Annotated in this window: 10 protein-coding genes; 5 read left to right on the top strand and 5 right to left on the bottom strand. The window is 71.2% G+C overall.

The genetic code is table 11. The annotated features are described in order from the left end of the window. Window positions 1-88 precede the first annotated feature (88 nt). Both radA and disA read left to right on the top strand, forming a co-directional pair. Window positions 89-1,612 carry a DNA repair protein RadA gene (radA, locus tag ACFVUY_RS03090; RefSeq protein WP_359914589.1) on the top strand — a complete coding sequence of 508 codons (1,524 nt, stop codon included), beginning with the start codon at window positions 89-91 and terminating at the stop codon, window positions 1,610-1,612. Between the two features lie 200 nt (window positions 1,613-1,812). Beyond that, window positions 1,813-2,871 (top strand): DNA integrity scanning diadenylate cyclase DisA, encoded by a 1,059-nt coding sequence (gene disA, locus ACFVUY_RS03095; RefSeq protein WP_188306273.1) that lies wholly within the window; start codon window positions 1,813-1,815, stop codon window positions 2,869-2,871. Window positions 2,872-3,059: 188 nt separating this feature from the next. Here the strand turns inward: disA and ACFVUY_RS03100 are convergent, their stop codons facing one another. After that, on the bottom strand, window positions 3,060-3,899 hold the full coding sequence (locus ACFVUY_RS03100; protein ID WP_387726961.1) for a hypothetical protein: 840 nt from the start codon (window positions 3,897-3,899) through the stop codon (window positions 3,060-3,062). Window positions 3,900-4,092: 193 nt separating this feature from the next. On the opposite strand from ACFVUY_RS03100, the gene ACFVUY_RS03105 reads away from it, so the two are divergent. Further along, window positions 4,093-5,028, top strand: a complete 936-nt coding sequence (locus ACFVUY_RS03105) for an A/G-specific adenine glycosylase (RefSeq protein ID WP_380554610.1) — start codon at window positions 4,093-4,095, stop codon at window positions 5,026-5,028. A gap of 65 nt (window positions 5,029-5,093) precedes the next feature. On the opposite strand, the gene ACFVUY_RS03110 is transcribed toward ACFVUY_RS03105, so the two are convergent. Beyond that, window positions 5,094-6,689 (bottom strand): MDR family MFS transporter, encoded by a 1,596-nt coding sequence (locus ACFVUY_RS03110; protein WP_387685991.1) that lies wholly within the window; start codon window positions 6,687-6,689, stop codon window positions 5,094-5,096. A 221-nt stretch (window positions 6,690-6,910) separates the two neighbouring features. On the opposite strand from ACFVUY_RS03110, the gene ACFVUY_RS03115 reads away from it, so the two are divergent. After that, window positions 6,911-7,543, top strand: a complete 633-nt coding sequence (locus ACFVUY_RS03115; protein WP_387685993.1) for a TetR/AcrR family transcriptional regulator — start codon at window positions 6,911-6,913, stop codon at window positions 7,541-7,543. A gap of 15 nt (window positions 7,544-7,558) precedes the next feature. Here ACFVUY_RS03115 and ACFVUY_RS03120 read toward each other — a convergent pair whose 3' ends face one another. Then, window positions 7,559-8,584, bottom strand: a complete 1,026-nt coding sequence (locus ACFVUY_RS03120) for a M23 family metallopeptidase (RefSeq protein WP_387726963.1) — start codon at window positions 8,582-8,584, stop codon at window positions 7,559-7,561. Window positions 8,585-8,941: 357 nt separating this feature from the next. Here ACFVUY_RS03120 and ACFVUY_RS03125 point away from each other — a divergent pair, with 357 nt between their 5' ends. Next, window positions 8,942-10,168, top strand: coding sequence for a threonine aldolase family protein (locus ACFVUY_RS03125; protein ID WP_387726965.1), 1,227 nt, complete (start codon window positions 8,942-8,944; stop codon window positions 10,166-10,168). A gap of 100 nt (window positions 10,169-10,268) precedes the next feature. Here ACFVUY_RS03125 and ACFVUY_RS03130 read toward each other — a convergent pair whose 3' ends face one another. Together ACFVUY_RS03130 and ACFVUY_RS03135 are read right to left on the bottom strand one after the other, a co-directional pair. Further along, a complete protein-coding gene (locus tag ACFVUY_RS03130; protein WP_387685999.1) occupies window positions 10,269-12,614 on the bottom strand; it encodes an immune inhibitor A domain-containing protein in 2,346 nt (781 codons plus the stop codon). Window positions 12,615-12,958: 344 nt separating this feature from the next. Then, window positions 12,959-15,478, bottom strand: a complete 2,520-nt coding sequence (locus ACFVUY_RS03135; protein WP_387686001.1) for an ATP-dependent Clp protease ATP-binding subunit — start codon at window positions 15,476-15,478, stop codon at window positions 12,959-12,961. Window positions 15,479-15,717 lie beyond the last annotated feature (239 nt).

The raw sequence follows: 15,717 nt of genomic DNA on the forward strand, positions 1-15,717 counted from the left end.
CGGGTAACAACATCGTCCATCTGTCTGGATGCGCGGCGGGCCCGCCGTCGGCCCGTCGTTGTCACACCCAGGCGCTACGGTGGGCCGCATGCCTCCGCGTTCCAAGACCACCGCCAAGCCCCGCCCGGCGTACCGATGCACCGAGTGCGGCAACCAGCTGCCCAAGTGGGTCGGCCGCTGCCCGGAGTGCAACGCCTGGGGCACGGTCGAGGAGTACGGCGCGGTGCCGATCCGCACGACGGCCGCCGGTCCGGTCAGCGCGCCCGCCCGCCCGATCGCCCAGGTGGACGGCCAGGTCGCGACGGCCCGTTCGACGGGCGTGCCGGAGCTGGACCGGGTGCTCGGCGGCGGCCTGGTGCCCGGCGCGGTGGTGCTGCTGGCGGGCGAGCCCGGCGTCGGCAAGTCCACCCTGCTGCTGGACGTCGCCGCCAAGGCGGCCACCGCGCAGCACCGCACGCTCTACGTCACCGGCGAGGAGTCGGCCGGCCAGGTCCGGCTGCGCGCGGACCGGATCAACGCCCTCTCCGAGCACCTCTACCTCGCCGCCGAGCAGGATCTCGGCGCGGTGCTCGGGCACATCGAGGCGGTCAACCCCGGCCTGCTGATCCTGGACTCGGTGCAGACCATCGCCTCCGCGGAGCTGGACGGCGCCCCCGGCGGCCCGGCCCAGGTCCGCGAGGTGGCGGGCGCGCTGATCCGCGCGTCCAAGGAGCGCGGCATGGCCACCCTGCTGGTCGGCCACGTCACCAAGGACGGCCAGATCGCCGGCCCGCGCCTGCTGGAGCACCTGGTGGACGTGGTGCTGAGCTTCGAGGGTGACCGGCACGCCCGGCTGCGGCTCATCCGCGGGGTCAAGAACCGCTACGGCGCCACCGACGAGGTGGGCTGCTTCGAGCTGCACGACGAGGGCATCGTCGGCCTGGCCGACCCGTCCGGCCTCTTCCTGACCAGGCGTGACAAGCCCGTCCCCGGCACCTGCCTCACCGTCACCCTGGAGGGCAAGCGCCCGCTGGTGGCCGAGGTGCAGGCGCTGATGGTGGATTCGCAGATCCCCTCGCCGCGGCGCACCACCTCGGGCCTGGAGTCCCCCCGGATCGCGATGATCCTGGCCGTGGTCGAGCGGCACGGCGGGGTGAAGCTCGGCAAGCAGGACATCTACACCGCGACGGTCGGCGGGGTGAAGCTGACCGAGCCCTCCGCGGACCTCGCGGTGGCGCTCGCGGTGGCCAGCTCCTCCACCGACACCCCGCTGCCCAGCAACCTGGTGGCGATCGGCGAGGTCGGCCTGGCGGGCGAGGTGCGGCGGGTGACGGGTGTGCAGCGGAGGCTCGCCGAGGCGCACCGGCTGGGCTTCACCCACGCCCTCGTCCCGCCGGACCCGGGCAAGGTGCCGCCGGGCATGAAGGTGGTCGAGGTGGCCGACATCGGCGAGGCGCTGCGGGCCATCCCGGGCCGCCGCCGATCGGCCGCCAAGCCGCGCACCGAGCCGCGCGGTGAGGCACCGTCGGCGCCGCCGGCCCCGCGTTCCGCCCGGGCCGCGGACCGCCCCGCGGCGTACCCCGAGGAGCTGATGGAGGGCTGGGAGCCGCTGGACTCCGACGAACTGCGCTGACCCAAGCCCTGCCGAAGCCACACACAGTTAGACTTTCCCCAGTCTCATTGGCCAAAAGGCAGTACCGAGCGGTACTGAGCGACAGAGCAACAGACCGCGGACCGGCGCACGGCGTGAGGCGCGCGGCACGGGTCGACCGGAGGAGTCACGTGGCAGCCAGCGACCGGGGGGCGGACAAGGCCTCCCGCGAGGAGGCCCTGCTGCGGGCCTCCCTCACCGCCATCGCGCCCGGTACCGCGCTTCGTGACGGCCTGGAGCGGGTCCTGCGGGCCAACACCGGCGGTCTGATCGTGCTGGGCTTCGACAAGACCGTCGAGTCCCTGTGTACCGGCGGCTTCGTCCTGGACGTCGAGTTCAGCGCCACCCGGCTGCGCGAGCTGTGCAAGCTCGACGGCGCGGTGGTGCTCGACAAGGACATCACCAAGATCGTCCGGGCCGGCGTGCACCTGATGCCGGACTCGACCATCCCCACCGACGAGACCGGCACCCGCCACCGCACCGCCGAGCGGGTCAACCGGCAGACCGGCTACCCGGTGGTCGCGGTCTCGCACTCGATGCGGCTGATCGCGATGTACGTCAACGGCACCCGCCGGGTGCTGGAGGACTCCACCACCGTCCTGTCCCGCGCCAACCAGGCGCTGGCCACCCTGGAGCGCTACAAGCTGCGCCTGGACGAGGTGGCCGGCACGCTCTCCGCGCTGGAGATCGAGGACCTGGTGACGGTCCGGGACGTCACCGCCGTGGCCCAGCGCCTGGAGATGGTCCGGCTGATCGCCACCGAGATCGCCGGCTACGTGCTGGAGCTCGGCATCGACGGCCGGCTGCTCTCGCTCCAGCTGGACGAGCTGATCGCGGGCGTGGAGCCGGAGCGCGAGCTGGTCGCCCGGGACTACTTCCCGGAGCGGGCCGCCAAGAAGGGCCGGACGGTCACCGAGGTGCTGGCCGACCTGGAGGCGCTCACCCACGCCGAGCTGCTGGACCTCCAGACCGTCGCCAAGGCGCTCGGCTACTCGGGTTCGCCGGAGTCGCTGGACTCCGCCGTATCGCCGCGCGGCTACCGCCTGCTGGCGAAGATCCCGCGCCTGCCCAACACGGTCATAGAGCGCCTGGTCGAGCACTTCGGCGGCCTGCAGAAGCTGCTCGCCGCGAGCATCGACGACCTGCAGACCGTCGAGGGCGTCGGCGAGACCCGCGCCCGCTCGGTCCGCGAGGGCCTGTCCCGCCTTGCCGAATCGTCCATCCTGGAGCGCTACGTCTGACCTGACGCGCAGCCGTACGGACGCCCGAACTCGGCGACGGCCCCCGGGGTACAGACCTCCCCGGGGGCCCTCGCACGTCCGCACGAACGGGAGCCGCACCGAACCGGAGCCGCACCGACCCGCCCCCGGACGCGGCGGAGCCCCCGGCCGCGCGGCGGCCGGGGGCTCCAGGAGAAGTTGACCGGTTCTCAGCTGTCCAGTCGGATCGAGGCCCGCGCCGAGACCTTGTCCCCGGAGAGCCCGGTGAGCTCCGCGAGCACCACGTAGGTGCCGCTCGGCGGCGGCGTCTGGTCGGCGGTCGCGCACTGCGGCTTGCTGCGGCTGCGGTCCCAGGTGAAGGTCTCGGTCTGGCTGCCGTTCGCGCCGAGCTGCACCCAGATGTTGCCCTTGTCGGCCGGGCAGTCGCCGGAGGACCAGACCCGGTCGTTGGTGCTTCCGCTCACCGTGATCACGGAGGCGGTGCGGCCCAGGTCCACCCGGCAGTTGGTGCCGGAGGAGTTCTTGACCGTCAGGGCCAGCCGGGGCTTGTCCTTGGGCTGGTACGAGTTCTGGGTACCGGCCAGCTCCAGCGCCACCTGCGAGGAGGCGCAGACCGGCAGCGCCATGATCTCCGGGGTGTTCACGGCCGGGGCACCGCCCGTGCCGCCGCCCGTACCGCCGCCGGTCGCCGGCGCCGCGCCGCCTCCGGGGGCCGGGTTGGCGCCGCCGGTGCCGGTGCCGCCGCTGAGGTTGACCTCGGTGCCGCCGCCGCCCGCCACCGGGCCGCCGGTGCCGCCGCCAGGACGCGCCGCGGGGCCGCTCGGGGAGGCGCCGGGCGTGATGGCCTGGGCCGGGGTCTGGTTCTGGGACTGGGACGGAACGGCCTGTGCGGCCTTGCCCGGTGAGCCGCCGTCACCGCCTCCGCCCGGGTCGATCATCAGCCAGGCGATCAGGGCGACGACCGCCGCGGCGGCGACGAGCACGACGATGCGCCGACGCCAGTAGATCGAGGCCGGCAGTGGTCCGACGGGTTGACGCAGAGAAGGCACGATCAAACTCTACGAGACTGTGTGTGGCGATTGACTCACCAACACCGCACAGTCGCCCCTTCTTTCACATGATCCGCCATTTGATCCGTTCGAGCGAGCTCCAATCGGACGATTTCCGGAGCTGCCCCGGGAGGATCCGGAGTGGCCTGATCCACTTCGGCCCGGTCGGCGGGCATGGGAGGATCGAAGGGCCATGACTGCCATCACCACCCCCGCCGTCCCTGTCTCCGCCGCCGACGCCGCCCGGCTGCCGATGCCCTTGCCGCTGTTCCATTCGACCGTCCTGGACTGGTACGAGGCGAGCAAGCGGGACCTGCCATGGCGGACCCCCGACGCGACGCCCTGGGCGGTCATGGTGAGCGAGTTCATGCTCCAGCAGACCCCGGTCAAGCGCGTGCTGCCCGCCTGGGAGGCCTGGCTCACCCGCTGGCCGACCCCGGCCGCCCTCGCCGCCGAGCCGTCCGGCGAGGCGGTCCGGATGTGGGGCCGGCTGGGCTACCCGCGCCGGGCGCTGCGCCTGCACGCGGCCGCGGTGGCGATCACCGAGGAGCACGGCGGCGAGGTCCCGGACGACCACGCCACGCTGCTCTCGCTGCCCGGGGTGGGGGAGTACACCGCCGCCGCCGTCGCCTCCTTCGCCTTCCGCCAGCGGCACGTGGTGCTGGACACCAACGTCCGCCGGGTCTTCGCCCGTGCGGTGACCGGGGTCGAGTACCCGCCCCAGGCGACCACCGCGGCCGAGCGCCGCACCGCCACCGCGCTGCTGCCGGACGACGCGGAGACGGCGGCCACCTGGGCGGTCGGCGTGATGGAGCTGGGCGCGCTGGTCTGCACCGCGCGCGGCCCGGAGTGCGGGGACTGCCCGCTGTTCACCGCCTGCGCCTGGCAGCGGGCCGGCCGCCCGCCGTACGAGGGCCCGGCGCGGCGCGGTCAGTCCTACGAGGGGACGGACCGCCAGGTGCGCGGCAAGCTGCTCGCGGTGCTGCGCGAGGCGCACGGGACGGTGCCGCAGGCCCGGCTGGACGTGGTCTGGCCGGACGCGGTGCAGCGGGCCCGGGCGCTGGACGGCCTGGTGGCGGACGGCCTGGTCGAGCCGGTCGAGCAGGGCGTCTACCGGCTGCCCCAGTAAGCGGCGGAACACGACGGCGCCCCCGGGAGAGGACCTCCCGGGGGCGCCGTCGTGTGCGGGGACCGTCAGACGGCCGCCGCCTCCAGCGAGGCCTCGGCCGGCTTCTCGCCCTTGCCGGTCCCGCGCAGCGGCACCTCGCGGAGGAACACCGCCGCGGCGATCGCGATCACGGCCACGCCCGCGCCCCACAGGAAGACGGTGTGCATGCCGTTGGACACCGCGTGGTTGTAGGCGTCCTGGACGTAGTCCGGCAGCTTGTGCAGCTCCTCCAGGCTGCTCTGCTGCGGGTCCTTCATGCCGCCCGGGGGCATCGGCTTCCCGGCCAGCATCTCCGCCATCGTGTCGGTCACCCGGTTGTTGAACAGCGCGCCGAACAGCGCGACACCGAAGGAGCCGCCGATGGTGCGGAACAGGGTGGCGGTGGAGCTGGCCACGCCCATGTCCTTGAGCTCGACGCTGTTCTGCGCGACCAGCATGGTGATCTGCATCAGGAAGCCCATGCCGGCGCCGAGCACGACCATCCAGCAGGCCGAGGTGAACCTGCTGGTCCCGATGCCCATGGTGGATAGCAGGATCAGGCCGGCGGTCATCACGATGGTGCCGATGATCGGGTAGATCCGGTACTTGCCGGTCTTGGTGACGGCCTGGCCGACCACCAGCGAGACGATCAGCATGCCGAACATCATCGGCATCAGCAGCAGACCGGAGTTGGTCGCCGAGGCGCTCTGGACCGTCTGCTGGTAGAGCGGCAGGAAGACGGTCGAGCCGAACATCACGAAGCCGACGATGAAGCCGATGATCGAGACCAGGGTGAAGTTCAGGTTCCGGAACAGGCTCAGCGGGAGCATCGGCTCCTCGGCCCGCTGCTCCACGTAGCAGAAGGCGATCAGCGAGGCGGCGGCGAGCGCGGTCAGGCCCAGGATTTCCTTGGAGCCCCAGGCGTACTGCTGGCCGCCCCAGGTGGTGATCAGCACCAGCGAGGTGATGCCGGTGGTGAGCAGCACGACGCCCGCGTAGTCGATCTTGGCGGTGTTGCGGACCTTCGGCAGCTTCAGGGTGACGACGACCACGGCGAGCGCGATCACGCCGAGCGGCAGGTTGATGTAGAAGGTCCAGTGCCAGCTCAGGTGGTCGGTGATGAAGCCGCCGGCCAGCGGGCCGCCGATGGTGGCGAGGGCCATCACCGCGGCGAACATGCCCTGGTACTTGCCGCGGTCGCGCGGCGGGACGAGCGCGCCCATGATCGACATGACGCCGACCATCAGACCGCCGGCGCCCAGGCCCTGCACGGCGCGGAAGCCGATCAGCTCGTTCATGTTCTGTGCCAGGCCGGACAGCGCCGAGCCCACCAGGAAGATCACGATCGAGGTGAGGAAGGTGCCCTTGCGGCCGTACATGTCGCCGAGCTTGCCCCAGACCGGGGTGGAGGCGGCGGTGGCCAGGGTGTAGGCGGTGACCACCCAGGACAGGTGCTCGCCGCCGCCGAGGTCGTGGACGATGGTCGGCATCGCGGTGCCGACGATCAGGTTGTCGAGCATGGCCAGCAGCATGGTGACGACCAGGCCGACCATGACGAGGCGGATCTCGCGGGGCGACCGCGGTTGCTCCTCCTCGGCCGTCCTGTCCTCCGGCGCCGGGCCGGTGGTCTTGGGCTGTGACATGAGAGGGGTCTCCCGGAGGGTGGTTCGGACGGAGCGTCGTGCCGTGCGGCGGCTCACTTACTTGTCGCCCGGCTAGTTTATCGACCGTCGGCACGGTAGGTTGTTTACTAGCCGGTCGTCAAGCCAGTTTCCCGACCGGCCTTCTGGGCAGGGAGAATGAGTCCGGGGCGGCCGCCGTCCCGGGGTCCGCAGTAGTCACCGACGCAGTCATGAGGCAGGCCATGGGCACTCCGCACAGCCCCCGCAGCGACACCCGGGCTCGCATCATCGAGGTGTCGCTGGAGCTCTTCTCCGAGCAGGGCTACGAGCAGACCTCACTGCGCGAGATCGCCGACCGCCTGGGTGTCACCAAGGCCGCGCTCTACTACCACTTCAAGACCAAGGACGACATCGTCCTGGGCATCGTCGAGCGGATGGCCGCGCCGATCGACGAGACCGTCGCGTGGGGCCGTCAGCAGGTCTGGAGCCCGGAGGTGCGCGACGAGCTGATCCGCCGCTTCGCGGACGGGATGGCCGAGCGGGCCCCGCTGCTGCGCTTCTTCCACGAGAACCAGCCCGCGCTGCGCGAGTCCCCGGCCGGGCTGGCCTTCAGGGATCGCATGATCACCATGATGCAGCTGGTGCACGGGCCGGACGCGGACTTCCACGACCGGCTGCGGGCCGCGATGGCGCTGTTCACCGTCCATTCGTCGCTGTTCCTGGTCAAGCAGGACAACGCGGACTGCGGTCACGCCCCGAACGTGTGGGGCGAGCGGCTGCCCCCCGCCGACCTGGACGAGGCGATCCGCGCGGCCCGGGACATCGCGCTGGAGATCGGCGCCCGGATCAGCCACCCCGCGCCCGGCGCCGGCTGAGCGCCGCGGGGCGGCTCAGAAGTTCGTGACGCCGTGCCCCGCGAGGTAGGCGATCGGGTTGACCACCGCGCCGTAGCGGTTGCTGGTGCGGATCTCGAAGTGCAGGTGCGGCCCGGTCGAGTTGCCGGTGCTCCCGGACATGCCGATCCGCTCGCCCGCCGACACCCGCTCGCCGGCCGAGACGGCGACCGAGGACATGTGGGCGTACTGCGCGAAGTGCCCGTCCGCCAGCCGCAGCACGACCTCCTTGCCGTACGCGCCGTCCCAGCCGGCCGACACCACGGTCGCGTCGCCGACCGCCAGCAGCGGCGTGCCCGGGGCGACCGCGAAGTCCACCCCGGTGTGGTACCCGGCCGCGTAGCTGCGGTTGGGCTTCCCGTACGGGTTGCTGGTCGGTGCGTTCGGCACCGGCGCCGACCATCCGGGAACCGGGGCCGGCCCGGGGTCGGGCGCGGGTCCGGGCTCGGGAGCCGGCTCGGCGGCGCCTTCCGGTTCCGGTGCCGGTTCCGGTGCCGGCGGGTCGAACGGCAGCAGGTTGGCCGCCACGGCCACGGACTGCTGCGCGGAGTCGCCGTCGTCGGGCAGCTTGTAGGCGCTGGGTCCGGCCACCTGGACCAGCCCCGCGCTCGGCACGTCCACCTTCGGCACGGTGAAGGCCGAGCTGCCCGGGGTGGTGGGCAGCACGGTCTGCGCCGAGGCCGAGCCCGGAGTGGCGACCAGCAGCACGCCGGCGAGCAGCACGGCGGCCGCTCCGGCCGAGACCAGCGCGTGGTCGTGCTCGGCCCGCTGCCGGCTGCCGGGCAGCGTGGTGTGCCGGGGCGATCCGAGCGTGCGCAGCGGCGCGGCGTGGGTGCGGACGGCGTGGTCGAGCCGGGGCTGCCAGGCCGCGGCCTGGGCCGCCGTACGGGCGGCGAGCGTGCGCAGCGGCGCGGCGTGGGTACGGACGGCGTGGTCGAGCCGGGGCTGCCAGGCCGCGGCCTGGGCCGCCGCACGGGCGGCGAGCCGGCGCAGGGCCGGCGCCAGGGGCGGGACGTTGGACATCGCTTGCCGTACCTCACGGGTCGTACGAGGGCAGCACGAAGGGCCCGTTCGGGCGCGTGCTGAGCGGGGGACCACTCAGGTTTAACGGTCACCGAGCGGAGTCCCAAACGGGCTGACGTACTACGGCGTGTAGTCGGCGTGGCGCCGGAGATTCAAACCGATGGAGTACCGATCATGAGATCCGATCGTCCAGGTCCGCTCCGGCGCGCCCGTCGGTCCCCTCGGGCCCGCTACTACCGCCGGTCGTACCGGGCCGCGGGCCTGTGACCAGCGCCACGCGCGGCCCGGGTTTGGCGGGCTCGAACCGCTTTCGTGCGGACCGCTGACCGGTCCGGCCCGCTGCGGCACCATCGAGCCATGTATGGCAACAGGAGCGAAGACCCCGACGCCAGTGACCGCCCGAGCCTGCCGGACCGCCGCTTCGCCGCCCTGCGCGGCTGCGAGCGGCTGCTGTCCGGCGTCCGGCCGCAGAGCATCCGCGAACGCCTCGCCGACCTGGCCGGCCCGCTCCCGGACGCCGGCCCCGGGCCGGACACCGCTCCCGGGCCGGGCTCCGACGCCGGGCCGCACGCCGTCCCCGACCTGGACGGCCGCCCGGACCAGTACGGCGACGGCGTGGTCCGCACCCTGGAGCACCGGGTCGCCGAGCTGCTCGGCACCGAGGACGCGGCCTTCTTCCCGACCGGCACCATGGCCCAGCAGATCGCCCTGCGGATCCACGCCGAGGCGGCCGGCCCGCGCACCGTGGTCACCCACCCGCTGGCCCACACCGACCGGCACGAGCGGCACGCGCTCGGCGTCCTGTCCGGCCTGCGCAGCCTCTGGCCGACGACCGAGCCGCGCCAGCCCACCGCCGAGGAGCTGCGCGCCCTGGACGAGCCGTACGCCGCGCTCAGCCTGGAGCTGCCGCTGCGCGACGCCGGGTTCGTGCTGCCGGACTGGGCGGAGTTGGTGGAGCTGGCCGCGGTGGTACGGGAGGAGCACGGTGCGGCGCTGCACCTGGACGGCGCCCGGATCTGGGAGTCCGCGGTCGCCCTCGGCCGGCCGCTGCCGGAGGTCGCCGCCCTGGCCGACTCGGTCTACGTCTCCTTCTACAAGACGCTCGGCGGGATCAGCGGCGCCGCGCTGGCGGGTCCGGGCGGCTTCGTCCGCACCGCCCGGGCCTGGCGGCACCGCTACGGCGGGCAGCTCTACCAGCAGTGGCCGTTCGCGCTGGCCGCGCTGACCGGACTGGAGCGCGAACTGCCGCGGCTGCCCGGGTACGTGGCGCACGCCCGGACGGTCGCCGCGGCGCTGGACTGGGCGTTCGCCGCCGTCCCCGGCGCCCGGGTGCACCCGGCCCCGCCGCACACCCACCAGTTCCAGCTCTGGCTGCCGCACCCGGTCGGCGAGTTGGAGGAGGCCGCACTGGGGCTGGCCGAGGACACCGGGATCGGGCTGTTCGGCGCCTGGCGCGCGGGCGGGCCGCCCGGGCTGTCGATGACCGAGGTCACGGTCGCGGCGCCCGCCCTCGACTGGACCGCCGCCGACGTCACGGTGGCGGCCGCCGCCTTCCTGGACCGGCTGGCGGCCGTCCGGGCCTGACAAAGCGTCCGGCCCGCCCCCGCGCGCTGCGGGGACGGGCCGGACGTGGAGTTGTCAGAGCTGCCTGGTCACAGGCCGATCGCTACCCGGGGGGTGACGATCAGTTGTCGACCGGGCGGACCCGGATCCAGGTCTCCAGGTAGTTCGAGGACTCGTTCTCGACCTCGATGCTGGTGCCCGTCTTCGGGACGTCGACACCGGCGTACTGGTTGTCCTTGCTCCACCACGACTTCAGGTCGTTGAACTCGTCGACGCCCTTGGCCTTCGGGATGACGGTCTCGACGCCGGCCTTGTGCAGGGTCAGCGGGGAGACGCGACGGGAACCGAAGGTGGAGTCGAAGCCCTGGACGCGCGGCTTCATCAGGGCGCCGTCGGACCACTTCAGCGGCGTCGGGTGCGAGTCGACCGGCAGGACCAGGCCGTGGCCCGGGTGGGCGCTGACGTTGTTGTCGGTCTGCGACTCGTCCCAGAACCAGATCAGCAGCCCGGGCTGGTACGAGTAGTGCTCGACCCAGCCCGGCTTGTCGGCGAAGCCGAAGTTGTACGGGCCGGTCTTCAGGGTCTGGTCGAAGGACACGTACTGCCGGTTCTCCGCGATGTAGTACTGCGCGTAGTCCTTGGTGTACGAGCCGCTGAAGCGGGAGAACCCGTCGGCCACCCAGCCGTTGTCACCGTTCTCGACGTCGTCGCTGAACACGGTGGCGCCGTCGGCGACGACCGCGACGTTGTCCAGGGTCAGGCCGCGGAAGTGCAGGCCGCCGTCGCTGGTGTGGCGGTAGCGGAACTTGATCTTCTGGCCCGCGAAGGCGTCCAGGTTGAACGACAGGTCGCCCCAGGCGGCCACCTGGCCGCTGAGGGCCGGACGGCCGTTCTCGCGCGGCAGGGCGGTGCCGTTCCAGGTGCCGTCCACGACGGTCCAGTTCTTGCCGCCGTCGGTGGAGACCTCGCCGAACGCGTAGTCGAAGTCCTGCTCCAGCTCGTACCAGGCCTTGGCGTTGATGCTGGCCTTGGCCTTGCCGGTCAGGTCGATGTCGCGGGTGAGCGTGACGTTCAGGTTGTCGGCGCTGCCGCTCCACCACTCACCGGTGCCGCCGAACGGCTTGTTGATGTCGGTGGTGATGCTCTTCTTCGGCAGGTCGACGATCAGACCCTGCGGCAGGTTGCTGTTGTACTCCGCCGGGCCGATGTGGTGGGTCGACTCGGTGCCGGCCTTGGCGCGGTCCGCCTTCAGCCAGCCGAGCTGGTACTTGCTCCAGCCGTCGAGGTCGTTCGGCATGTCGCCGATGCTGTTCTTGCCCTCGCCGAGCCAGGAACCGGAGGACATCAGCGACCAGAAGCCGACCGAGTTGTCGATGCCCTTGCCGGCGGTGTCGTAGAGGTCCGGCAGACCGAGGTCGTGGCCGTACTCGTGGGCGAAGACGCCGAGGCCGCCGTTCTCGGGCTGCATCGTGTAGTCGCCGATCCACAGGCCGCTGTTGCCGACCTGGACGCCGCCGAGCTTGTTGCCCTCGGGACCGGCCGAGCCCTGCAGGTTGCCGTAGACGTACGAGCGGTGCGCCCACAGGGCCTTGGTGCCCTGCTTGCCGCCACCGGCCGACTTGTCCTCGCCGGCGTGCACGATCTGGAAGTGGTCGATGTACCCGTCGGGCTGGTTGAAGTTCCCGTCGTGGTGCGAACCGTAGCGGTCCCACTGGTCGTACGAGGCCAGGGTCGCCTTGATCTGCGCCTCGGTCTGACCCTTGGCCTGCTGGTCCTTATACCAGATGTCCACGGCGTCGCGGATCAGGTCCTGGGCGCTGGCGCAGACGTTGGAGCCGCAGTAGTCGGAGCCGTACCGGGCCTCGTTCCACGGGACGCGGACCCAGTCCTGGACCACGCCGTCGACCGAGTAGCGGCCCGAGGACTGCTTCTCGTAGTAGGTCTTCAGCGAGGGCTTGTCCTTGGCGAAGTACAGGTCCTGGTAGTGCTGCTGGTTGTAGTCGGCCTGCCACTGGGTCGAGTTGTTGGTGGCCGGGTCCGGCTTCTCGATCTCGTTGTGCTTGGGGCCGGCCTCGCCGCCGTACTTGACCTTGCCGTCCGGCGTCTTGGTGGTGTTGTCCACCTGGTCACCGAAGTCGACCAGGATGGTGAAGATCTTGTCCGTGCGCTCGCGGGCGAGCTCCACGTACTTGTCCTTGCCGAGCTTCACGCTGGTGCTGCCGTTGTGCTGCTCGACCTCGGCGGTGCCGTTGAGCAGCTTCTCGGTGGCGGCCTTCTGCTCCGCCTCCACCTTCGCGGTCAGCGGGCCCGGAAGGTTGTGCTCGGTGTTCTGGACGGCTTCGGCCGGGTCCCGCGGGACCGGGGCCGAGCCGGCGGCGACGGCGGTGCCCGGGAACAGGCCCGCGCCGAGCGTGACTATGACCGCTGCGGCCGTGGCAGCCGCAGCGGTTCTCCTGGTGCTCTTCAACGTTGTGACGTCCTCCCCGACCGGGGCCCAGCTCTTGGCCAAAGCCCGGCAAACCAAAATGAAAGACAGGTGGACGTCATTTGATACAAGCGTGCACAGAAAAGATAGACCTTGACCGTGACATGGTCACGGCGCTATCCTCCGCGACTCCCTATCACCTGACCGTCTGTCAACCGTATGTTGGTTAAAGCTCGCTGAGAAACCGAGCGCACCCGCACCAGCCCATGCGGAAGCCGCCGTCCCGGTCCGTACCGGTGCCGACCGCGGAGGGGCCGGAACGCACCGAGCCCCCGGCGCGAACGCCGGGGGCTCGGTGGCTGTGAAGTTGTCTGTTAAAAGTTGGGTTACTTCGTCAGGTCCGGACCGGACGAGGCGACCGCGGCCGGGGTGTCCGCGACGGCCGACTTCTCCTCGCCGCGGAAGGTGAACTTGGCCTCCTTGCCCTCACCGTCGACGTCGACGACGACGATGTGGCCGGCCCGCAGCTCACCGAAGAGGATCTTCTCGGAGAGGTGGTCCTCGATCTCGCGCTGGATGGTGCGGCGCAGCGGACGGGCACCCAGGATCGGGTCGTAGCCGCGCTTGGCCAGCAGCTTCTTGGCCTCGACGCTGAGCTCCAGGCCCATGTCCTTGTCCTTGAGCCGCTCGTCCACCTTGTCGATCATGAGGTCGACGATCTGGATGATGTCGTCCTCGGACAGCTGGTGGAACACCACGATGTCGTCGACGCGGTTCAGGAACTCGGGGCGGAAGTGCTGCTTGAGCTCCTCGCCGACCTTCGCCTTCATCCGCTCGTACCCGGTCTGGGTGTCACCCGTGGCCGCGAAGCCCAGGTTGAAGCCCTTGGAGATGTCCCGGGTGCCGAGGTTGGTCGTCATGATGATGACGGTGTTCTTGAAGTCGACCACGCGGCCCTGGGAGTCGGTCAGGCGACCGTCCTCCAGGATCTGCAGCAGCGAGTTGAAGATGTCCGGGTGGGCCTTCTCGACCTCGTCGAAGAGGACGACGGAGAACGGCTTGCGGCGGACCTTCTCGGTCAGCTGGCCGCCCTCCTCGTAGCCCACGTAGCCGGGCGGGGAGCCGAACAGCCGGGAGACGGTGTGCTTCTCGGAGAACTCGGACATGTCGAGCGCGATCAGCGCGTCCTCGTCGCCGAAGAGGAACTCCGCCAGCGTCTTGGACAGCTCGGTCTTACCGACGCCGGACGGGCCGGCGAAGATGAACGAACCGCCGGGGCGCTTCGGGTCCTTGAGGCCCGCACGGGTGCGCCGGATGGCCTGGGAGAGCGCCTTGATGGCGTCCTTCTGGCCAATGACGCGCTTGTGCAGCTCGTCCTCCATGCGCAGCAGGCGGGACGTCTCCTCCTCGGTCAGCTTGAAGACCGGGATGCCGGTGGCGGTGGCCAGGACCTCGGCGATGAGCTCCTCGTTGACCTCCGCGACGACGTCCATGTCGCCGGCCTTCCACTCCTTCTCGCGCTTGGCCTTGGCCTGCAGGAGCTGCTTCTCGTCGTCGCGCAGGGACGCGGCCTTCTCGAAGTCCTGCGCGTCGATCGCGCTCTCCTTCTCGCGGCGCACGTCGGCGATCTTCTCGTCGAACTCGCGCAGGTCCGGCGGCGCGGTCATCCGGCGGATGCGCATCCGGGAGCCGGCCTCGTCGATCAGGTCGATCGCCTTGTCCGGCAGGAAGCGGTCCGAGATGTACCGGTCGGCCAGGGTGGCGGCGGCGACCAGGGCGGAGTCCGTGATGGAGACCCGGTGGTGGGCCTCGTAGCGGTCGCGCAGACCCTTGAGGATCTCGATGGTGTGCGGCAGCGAGGGCTCGGCGACCTGGATCGGCTGGAAGCGGCGCTCCAGCGCGGCGTCCTTCTCCAGGTGCTTGCGGTACTCGTCCAGGGTGGTGGCACCGATGGTCTGCAGCTCGCCGCGGGCCAGCATCGGCTTGAGGATGCTGGCGGCGTCGATGGCGCCCTCGGCGGCGCCCGCGCCGACCAGGGTGTGCAGCTCGTCGATGAACAGGATGATGTCGCCGCGGGTGCGGATCTCCTTGAGCACCTTCTTCAGGCGCTCCTCGAAGTCACCGCGGTAGCGCGAGCCGGCCACCAGGGCGCCCAGGTCCAGCGTGTAGAGCTGCTTGTCCTTGAGCGTCTCCGGGACCTCGCCCTTGACGATCGCCTGGGCCAGGCCCTCGACCACGGCGGTCTTGCCGACGCCGGGCTCACCGATCAGCACCGGGTTGTTCTTGGTGCGGCGGGACAGCACCTGCATGACCCGCTCGATCTCCTTCTCGCGCCCGATGACCGGGTCGAGCTTGGCCTCGCGGGCGGCCTGGGTGAGGTTGCGGCCGAACTGGTCCAGGACCAGGGAGGTCGACGGGGTGCCCTCGGCGGGCCCGCCGGCCGTGGCCGACTCCTTGCCGCCGCCGGTCTGGTAGCCGGAGAGCAGCTGGATGACCTGCTGGCGCACCCGGTTGAGGTCGGCGCCCAGCTTCACCAGGACCTGGGCGGCGACGCCCTCGCCCTCGCGGATCAGGCCGAGCAGGATGTGCTCGGTGCCGATGTAGTTGTGGCCGAGCTGAAGGGCCTCGCGGAGCGACAGCTCCAGCACCTTCTTCGCCCGGGGGGTGAAGGGAATGTGACCGGACGGGGCCTGCTGGCCCTGGCCGATGATCTCCTCGACCTGCTGGCGAACGGCCTCAAGAGAAATCCCGAGGCTCTCCAGGGCCTTGGCGGCGACGCCCTCGCCCTCATGGATCAGACCCAGGAGGATGTGCTCGGTGCCGATGTAGTTGTGGTTGAGCATCCGGGCTTCTTCCTGAGCCAGGACGACAACCCGCCGCGCGCGGTCGGTGAACCTCTCGAACATCGTTTATCGCTCCTCAGAGCGGTCGGGCAGTTCGGGGTCCGTCCCCGCCCTGTCCTTCCGCATGCTAGTCCCGCTCAGCGGCGCGGCCCACGGATTCACTCCCCGGTAGAGGAGCGAGATGCTGCGCGACCAGCCGACACCAATCCCAACCTGATGCTGGGAAACGGTGTTCCCGCAGGCGGGCCGGATGCACCGGATTCCGCTACGCCATCGGCGAACACGCGCCGCCGGGGCGCGGC

It is taken from the genome of Kitasatospora sp. NPDC058063, assembly GCF_042885395.1.
In the GTDB taxonomy this organism is placed as follows: domain Bacteria; phylum Actinomycetota; class Actinomycetes; order Streptomycetales; family Streptomycetaceae; genus Kitasatospora; species Kitasatospora lactacystinica.

What these genes read in the sequence shown, in the direction of transcription:
- ACFVUY_RS03110 (WP_387685991.1), bottom strand. Translation starts at nt 6,689, where the DNA reads ATGTCACAGCCCAAGACCACCGGCCCGGCGCCGGAGGACAGGACGGCC.
- ACFVUY_RS03125 (WP_387726965.1), top strand. Translation starts at nt 8,942, where the DNA reads ATGTATGGCAACAGGAGCGAAGACCCCGACGCCAGTGACCGCCCGAGC.
- ACFVUY_RS03105 (WP_380554610.1), top strand. Translation starts at nt 4,093, where the DNA reads ATGACTGCCATCACCACCCCCGCCGTCCCTGTCTCCGCCGCCGACGCC.
- radA (WP_359914589.1), top strand. Translation starts at nt 89, where the DNA reads ATGCCTCCGCGTTCCAAGACCACCGCCAAGCCCCGCCCGGCGTACCGA.
- ACFVUY_RS03120 (WP_387726963.1), bottom strand. Translation starts at nt 8,584, where the DNA reads ATGTCCAACGTCCCGCCCCTGGCGCCGGCCCTGCGCCGGCTCGCCGCC.
- ACFVUY_RS03135 (WP_387686001.1), bottom strand. Translation starts at nt 15,478, where the DNA reads ATGTTCGAGAGGTTCACCGACCGCGCGCGGCGGGTTGTCGTCCTGGCT.
- ACFVUY_RS03115 (WP_387685993.1), top strand. Translation starts at nt 6,911, where the DNA reads ATGGGCACTCCGCACAGCCCCCGCAGCGACACCCGGGCTCGCATCATC.